Annotated in this window: 7 protein-coding genes; 2 read left to right on the top strand and 5 right to left on the bottom strand. The window is 71.2% G+C overall.

Going from position 1 to position 6,500, the window contains the following annotated elements; genetic code table 11:
* Positions 1-185: 185 nt before the first annotated feature.
* The 3 genes from G6038_RS17535 to G6038_RS17525 form a co-directional block, all read right to left on the bottom strand.
* Positions 186-770, bottom strand: a complete 585-nt coding sequence (locus tag G6038_RS17535; protein ID WP_165039086.1) for a TetR/AcrR family transcriptional regulator — start codon at positions 768-770, stop codon at positions 186-188.
* A gap of 130 nt (positions 771-900) precedes the next feature.
* On the bottom strand, positions 901-1,551 hold the full coding sequence (locus G6038_RS17530; protein WP_165039085.1) for a superoxide dismutase family protein: 651 nt from the start codon (positions 1,549-1,551) through the stop codon (positions 901-903).
* Positions 1,552-1,661: 110 nt separating this feature from the next.
* On the bottom strand, positions 1,662-2,069 hold the full coding sequence (locus tag G6038_RS17525) for a hypothetical protein (RefSeq protein ID WP_165039084.1): 408 nt from the start codon (positions 2,067-2,069) through the stop codon (positions 1,662-1,664).
* Positions 2,070-2,194: 125 nt separating this feature from the next.
* Here G6038_RS17525 and G6038_RS17520 point away from each other — a divergent pair, with 125 nt between their 5' ends.
* The gene (locus G6038_RS17520; protein WP_165039083.1) at positions 2,195-3,082 is read left to right on the top strand and encodes an LLM class flavin-dependent oxidoreductase; all 888 of its coding nucleotides are present in this window, start codon (positions 2,195-2,197) and stop codon (positions 3,080-3,082) included.
* A 7-nt stretch (positions 3,083-3,089) separates the two neighbouring features.
* Here G6038_RS17520 and G6038_RS17515 read toward each other — a convergent pair whose 3' ends face one another.
* Positions 3,090-4,622 (bottom strand): metallophosphoesterase, encoded by a 1,533-nt coding sequence (locus G6038_RS17515; protein WP_165039082.1) that lies wholly within the window; start codon positions 4,620-4,622, stop codon positions 3,090-3,092.
* Positions 4,623-4,641: 19 nt separating this feature from the next.
* On the bottom strand, positions 4,642-5,199 hold the full coding sequence (locus G6038_RS17510) for a TIGR03086 family metal-binding protein (RefSeq protein WP_165039081.1): 558 nt from the start codon (positions 5,197-5,199) through the stop codon (positions 4,642-4,644).
* Between the two features lie 117 nt (positions 5,200-5,316).
* Here G6038_RS17510 and G6038_RS17505 point away from each other — a divergent pair, with 117 nt between their 5' ends.
* The gene (locus G6038_RS17505; protein ID WP_165039090.1) at positions 5,317-6,474 is read left to right on the top strand and encodes an RNA-guided endonuclease TnpB family protein; all 1,158 of its coding nucleotides are present in this window, start codon (positions 5,317-5,319) and stop codon (positions 6,472-6,474) included.
* Positions 6,475-6,500: the final 26 nt, after the last annotated feature.

Here is a 6,500-nt window from a genome sequence, read left to right as displayed (position 1 = left end):
CGCGGAAGGCAAAAGCACCCGCGAGATCATCCGCTGCCTCAAACGTGCCGTAGCCCGCGAAGTCTTCCGCCTGCTCACCACCACCGGAACCCCAAACCCCCTTGACGGAACATAGGAGCATCATCGCGTCGATCGGATCGAACGCGTGTGACATTCGGCCACAGACGATTTGGGGTACGCGACGGTCAGTGGGCGTCCGCGCCGTCGAGCGACAGCTGGATCTGGGTGTGCAACGCGTGGGTGAGGTATTCCGGCGGATACAGTTCCGGGCTGGCGACGGCATCGAGGGCCAGGCCGTTGACCGCAGCCAGCAGGAGCGCCGCCCGGGTTTCGGGCTCCGCGGTGCCCATCCGGATCAGGACGGCGGAGACCGCGGTGCGCATCGTGAACAGCGTCGTGTGCCGGATCGTGCTCAACGAGGGCGACGTGGCGGCCCGCACGGTGAACGCCGCCATCACGTGCGCCTCGGCGGTGCGCGGCTCGTCGAGTGGCAGCAGCTGGCTCAGGGCCGCGAACAGGGTGCGCGCCGGATCGATGTCGGGGTCGACGGTGCTCAGCCGCGTCAGCACCCGCTCGGCGAGCGAACGGAACGAGTAGGCGAGCATCTCGTCCTTGGTAGGAAAATGGTGCTGCACGGCGCCGATCGATACACCTGCATGGCTGGCCACCTCGCGCACGCTGGCGCCGTCGAGCCCGATCCGCGCCGCGACCTCGAGCAGGGCCGCGGCGAGACGCGTGGGACTGGTGGTGGCATAGGGGCGCGCGCGCATGGATGCACCGTACCTGCGCGCATCTCCATACGTCGGTATGGGGCATCGGCCCCCGCGCCTCCGGGCGGTGTCGGCGATCGTCCTGCACCACCCGCGGTGCCGCGTGCGGTCACAGGACAGCCGGCGTTCGTCAGAAGTCCTCGTCGATACAGGCCAGGCGATCCCCGGCCATGCCGGCCTCGCCGGGGCCGGTCTTGGTGCGCTGCGCGTGGAGCACCACGGATGCGGCCGCACCGTCGCGAACCGCCCAGTCGACGGTCGTCGACGCCTGGGCGTTGCCGTTGCCGTCGGTGGTGATGTCGAGCCAGATCTCGTTCTGGGGGTTCGCGTAGGCCGGGTCCGTCGACGGGGATTGCGGGGTGGCCGCGGGGTCCGCATTGTTCTGATAGTGCGGCCCCGCATCCGACGGCTGTGGCCCGCACGGTTGCGTGTGTGCATGCACGCCGAAGTCGCGGGTGGGTGCAAGACCGGTTGCGTTGAGCGTGACCGTCGTGCGGCCGTTCTCCTCCTCGGATTCGACGGTCACGGTCGAACCCACCGGGACGGCGGCTTCGTCGTAGGTGTATGCGTTGTCGTCACCCCCACCTTCCCCGGGCAGCTGGAAGGCCACTCCATCCGTGCCGGGCAGGGGCGTGGGCATGCCGGTGGTCGTTTCCGAAGACGCGGGGGGCGTCTCGACGGTCGCCTGGTTGTCCGTCGAGGCGTCGTCGCCGCCGCATCCGGCGGCGACGAGTGCGGTCAGGGACACGCCTGCGATCAAGCTTGTACGTCGTGTGTTCATGATTCGGCGTTACCCCGTGGTGTGCCGCGCTGAACCTCCGACGGAGCGCTCACCGGCGGCAAGGTGCGAAAGGAGCACCTGCCGCGCCGAACCGCCGCGGTCCCGCGCGGTCAGTTCCTGGCCATCCCGCTGATGATCAGGGACAGGCCCGTGCCGAGGAGCCAGACGTCCTTGGCGATCGGCGTGCCCTGCTGGGTCGGGCGGAACGATCCGCCCTCGTGCATCCCGGGCATCCGCCAGTACATCGCGAGCAGACCCGAACTGAAGGCGGTCAGCGCGGCGCCGGCGACGACGGGGGAGACGACGGGCGCCAGCAGCAGGGCGCCGACGCCGATCTCGGCGGTCGACAGGGCCTGGCCGAACGTCTCCGGCCGCATCTTCCCGAGCCGGGGGAGCGCCTTGCTCGCCATGTCCTGCAGCCCTGCCGCGGCCTCGGGCGGGAGATCGCGCTTGCCCAGCCCGGAATTGAGGATGAAGGCACCGGTGGCCAGCCGGAGCGGAACGTTGCTCAGTCGCACGGGAACCTCCGGAGGATCGAATGTGACCGATTATCCCGCATTCCCTGTGACGGCGGCGGCAAACTTCCCACGTCCGTCCGGATGCAGCACGATGAACCGGTCGGCTCACCCACCGGAAGGACCCCATGTCCGAGTACGGCCGGAAGCTCCTCTTCGGCAGCTTCCTCACGCCGACCGCCGAGAACCCTGCCGCGGTCGTCGACCTCGCGGTCGCCTCCGAGCGCGCCGGGCTGGACCTGGTCACCTTCCAGGACCACCCGTACCAGGCCCGCTTCCTCGATGCCTGGACCCTGCTCACCTGGGTCGCCGCGCGGACGACGCGGGTACTCGTGGCGCCGAACGTGGCGAACCTGCCGTTGCGCGGCCCGGCGATCCTCGCGCGCAGCGCGGCCTCCCTCGACCGGCTCAGCGGTGGACGCGTGGAACTCGGCCTCGGCGCGGGAGCCTACTGGGACGCGATCGCCGCGAACGGCGGACCGCACCGCACCACGGGCGAAGCCGTCGACGCGCTCGAGGAGGCGATCACCGTCATCCGGGAGCTGTGGGCCGACCGCCGGGGCGGCGCCCGCGTCGACGGCACCCACTACCGTCTCGCCGGCGCCAAGCGCGGCCCGGCGCCCGCCCACGACATCGGAATCTGGCTCGGCGCCTACGGTCCTCGCATGCTCGCCCTCACCGGACGCGCCGCCGACGGATGGCTGCCCAGCTCGTTCGCCGCTTTGCCGGACAGACTCGCCGAGATGTCGAGGCGGGTCGACGAGGCAGCTGTGGACGCCGGCCGGGACCCGCGTGAGATCCGCCGGCTCTACAACATCAGCGGCCGATTCGACGGCAGTGCGGACGGCGGGTTCCTCGCCGGGCCGGCCGCCGTGTGGGCGGAGCAGCTCGCGGAGCTGACCCTGCGCCACGGCATCAGCGGCTTCGTGCTCGGCACCGATTCCCGCACCGACATCGAGCGATTCGCACAGGAGGTCGCACCGCGCGTCCGTGAACTGGTTTCGGCGGCAAGGTGAGCCGGCCTCAGCCGGGGAGTACCGCGCGCGGCACGCCGGCACGCAGTTGCACGTCCACCACGAAGTCGCCGTCCTCCGGCGTGTAGCGGCGCCGCGGGTCGTGGTCCTCCACCCGGAAGCTGTCGAGCGCGGGGGAGTGAGTGGTGACGGCGACCGTGCCGGCGTCGAGATCGAACTGCAGCAACCGCTGGAACGCCGTCGCGCGTCGTCCGTCGACCAGGAAGTACTGATAGTCGGCGAGCATCTCGACCACGCGCCGGTCGCTGCCGGGGATCGGGCGGTCGGTCACGGTCGTCTGCCCGTCCACGTGCCCGGACAGCACCATGAACACCGACTCGTGCGGCACGACGAGCCGGTTCCAGATCTGCTGGCCCGAACTGCCGCCGATGTCGCCGAATCCGCTCATCCGCAGGCGGCCGTCCTCGTCCAGGTAGTAGTGCGCGGCGACGATCGTGTTGCGGTCCGGATGGGCGGCCAGCACCTTCTCGGCCCAGCGCATCACGTGCTCCGCCGGGTTGTAGCCGATGTAGAGGACGAGGAACCGGGCGCCGGCGATCTCGAACAGGTCGTAGTGCGCCGAGTTGTCGGTGGCGGTCACCGAGTCGCCCCACTGCGGCCGGTCCCGGAACCGCTGCGGCCCGAAGTACTCGTTGTACAGCGCGTGGTTGCGTTCGTGCTCGCCGGGAACGAGCCGGCCCGCGACGTTCCACAGGTTGTCGTGGTTGCCGGGCAGGACCCCGTAGGGCATCCCGGCCCCCTCGAGGATTCCCATCGCCTCCGACGCGACCTCGAACTCGGCGCGGGCACGGGCGTCCGGGGCGCCCGGCCGGATCCACGACTGGATCAGGTCCCCGGTGTGCACGGCGTACGCGATCTTCCGGTCGCGGGCCTGCCGCGCCGTCCAGGTCGTCATGGCCCGGAAGGCGGCGGTGTCGTCGCGGGCGAGGTACTGGGTGTCGGTGAGATGCTGGATCGCGAAGTCGTAGTCCGCCGGATCGGCGAACGCCTGGTCCGGTACGGCGTTGGCGTCGCGGAAACCCCGGTCGCGACGGGGCGCGTCGATCACCAGGATCTCCACGGGGCCGGCGACGCCGGTGATCCGGGCCTCGAGCACGATCGGTCCGCCGGGCGCCGCGGGCCGGGCCACGGCGCGCGGCTCGCCCCACGATCGGCCCGTGCGCACGTGCAGGGCGAGATCGTCGAGGTTGACGCTGCGGCCCTGCCACCGGAGCGTCACCGCCTCGGTTCCGGCGGGGAACTCGAGTTCGTAACGGACATAAGGATATTCGTCGAACTCGTCGCCGACGGACACCGGTGCGCCGCTCTCGGTGACGTCGTGCGGGAGCGGTGGGTCCGCCGAGTCGGTCACGCCCGCGTACATCGTCGCGGCCGTCGCCGGGACGTCGGTGGTCAGTCCCGTCGCCGGGATGCCGACGGATGTGACGGGCGCGGGCATCGACGGTGCCGCCCCCGCGGGGCCGGACAGGAGGGCGGCCACGGCCAGCAGCGACACCGGTAGCCACAAGGCCGGAGCGCGCATGCCCCGAGGTTACCGCCGCTCAGGCGCGACGCCCCAGGTGTGCGAGCACCCGGGTCTGCCGGTCGGCGTCCGCCGGCACCTCGACGGCCGGTCCGCAGACTCCCTCCATCCGGATCGAGTCACCCAGGGCCTGCGCCGTCGCCTCCACGAAGTCGAGGTCCTTGTCGTCGACGGAGTCGTCGAGGCCGGCAGCGCGGGCGAGGTCCCAGGCGTGCACCACGAGGTCGAAGTTGTAGAACCGCGCGACGGTCGCGGCGAGAGTGGTGCGGCCGAAGTGGCCGTCGTACTCGATTCCGGCGCGCCGCGGATCGTCGAGGATCGTCTGCATGCCGTCGCGGGCGGCGGCCCAGGCTCCGGCCGGGTCGGTGTCCGGCGACGGGCCGGCGGGCAGTTCCAGGCCGACGACGGTGACGATCTGCCGCTGCGTGTCGACGACGTGCCGCAGCACGTCGCGGGCGGACCAGCCCTCGCAGGGCGACGGCGCGTCCCACCGCTCGGCCGGCACGGCCTCGACGCGTGTGGTGAACTTCGCCGCGAGTTCGCGGTAGTGACGGGCGGGGGAGAGGGTCTCGGTCATCTGGTGTTCGGCGCGGATACTGCCTCGTAGACGAGGGAGCACAAGCGCCGTCCTCCTTTCTCGGTGTCGGGGTGGTGTCGAGGAAACGTGTCGGTGGGTGCGGCTACGGTGCCGGGCATGGGGGGCGAGGTGGTGCGCTACAACTACCGGCTGCGGCCGGGCCGCCTCGCCGAACGCGCCCTGCTCGACGAGTGGCATCGCTGCCGGTTCCTGTGGAACGAGGCGGTCCACCAACAGAACGCCGGGGCGAAACCCACCTTCGGGAAGCTGAGCAGACTGCTCACCGCGGCGCGGCAGCAGTCGTCGTGGCTGCGGGCCGGATCCCAGGTGGCCCAGCAGCAGACGCTGCGGACCTACGCCCGGGCCCTGGACGACTCGTTCCGGATCAGCGGGCGGGGCCGGCCGCGGTGCAAGGCCCGCAAGAAGGCGTTGCCTTCGCTCGAGTACACCCGCCGCGGCTTCACCCTGCGCGAGGGACGGTTGGTGCCGGCCAAGGGGGTCAGTGTCCCGGTGGTGTGGTCGCGGGAGTTGCCGTCCGAGCCGTTGAGTGTGCGCATCACCCGCGATGCACTGGGGCACTGGTACGCCTCGTTCGTCGTCACCCGCGATGCCGAACCGGTGCCCGCGGCCCCCGAGGGTTCGGCGATCGGTGTCGACTGGGGGGTGAGCCGGACCGCGACCACCACCGACGAACGGTTCGATCTGCCGCACCGGCAGCACCGCACCCGCTGCGCGGCGGAGTTGGCGAAGGCGCAACGCACGATGGCCCGTCGCCGCCGGGGAAGAGGCCGAACCCCGTCGAACGGCTACCGGCGGGCCCGTAAGCGGGCGGCGAAGATCCAGCAGAAGGCCGCGGCGCGGACCCGGCACGAGGCGCGGGTGTGGGTGCGGCGGGTGGTCGAGCATCATGGGCTCATCGCGGTGGAGGATTTCCGGCCGCGGTTCCTGGCCAGGTCCACGATGGCGGGCAAGCGGGCGGATGCGGAGATCGCCGCGACCAAGCGCGAAGTCGTCGAGCGGGGCAGGCGGGCCGGCCGGAAGGTGGTGCTTGTGCGGCCCGCGTACACGAGCATGACGTGTTCGGGGTGTTTCGTGAGAGCCAAGCAGTCCCTCGGACTCGCGGAACGGATCTTCCGGTGCCAGGCGTGCGGCTACAGCGGATGCCGGGACCGGAACGCTGCCGGAGTGGTTCTGGCTGTGGCGGAGCGTGGCCACACCGGTGTCGACGACGTCAGACAAGCGGATCACCTCCTCGGTGGTGCGGTTGCGGTCTGAGCCGGGAATCTCCAGCCTTCAGGCAG

It is taken from the genome of Rhodococcus sp. 14C212 (genome assembly GCF_011058195.1).
GTDB lineage: Bacteria > Actinomycetota > Actinomycetes > Mycobacteriales > Mycobacteriaceae > Rhodococcus > Rhodococcus aetherivorans.
This window is presented reverse-complemented; position numbering and strand designations above follow the sequence as displayed.

Excerpts from the sequence above, each read along its gene's own strand:
- G6038_RS17535 (WP_165039086.1), bottom strand. The coding sequence starts at position 770 with ATGCGCGCGCGCCCCTATGCCACCACCAGTCCCACGCGTCTCGCCGCG.
- G6038_RS17530 (WP_165039085.1), bottom strand. The coding sequence starts at position 1,551 with ATGAACACACGACGTACAAGCTTGATCGCAGGCGTGTCCCTGACCGCA.
- G6038_RS17520 (WP_165039083.1), top strand. The coding sequence starts at position 2,195 with ATGTCCGAGTACGGCCGGAAGCTCCTCTTCGGCAGCTTCCTCACGCCG.
- G6038_RS17515 (WP_165039082.1), bottom strand. The coding sequence starts at position 4,622 with ATGCGCGCTCCGGCCTTGTGGCTACCGGTGTCGCTGCTGGCCGTGGCC.
- G6038_RS17510 (WP_165039081.1), bottom strand. The coding sequence starts at position 5,199 with ATGACCGAGACCCTCTCCCCCGCCCGTCACTACCGCGAACTCGCGGCG.
- G6038_RS17505 (WP_165039090.1), top strand. The coding sequence starts at position 5,317 with ATGGGGGGCGAGGTGGTGCGCTACAACTACCGGCTGCGGCCGGGCCGC.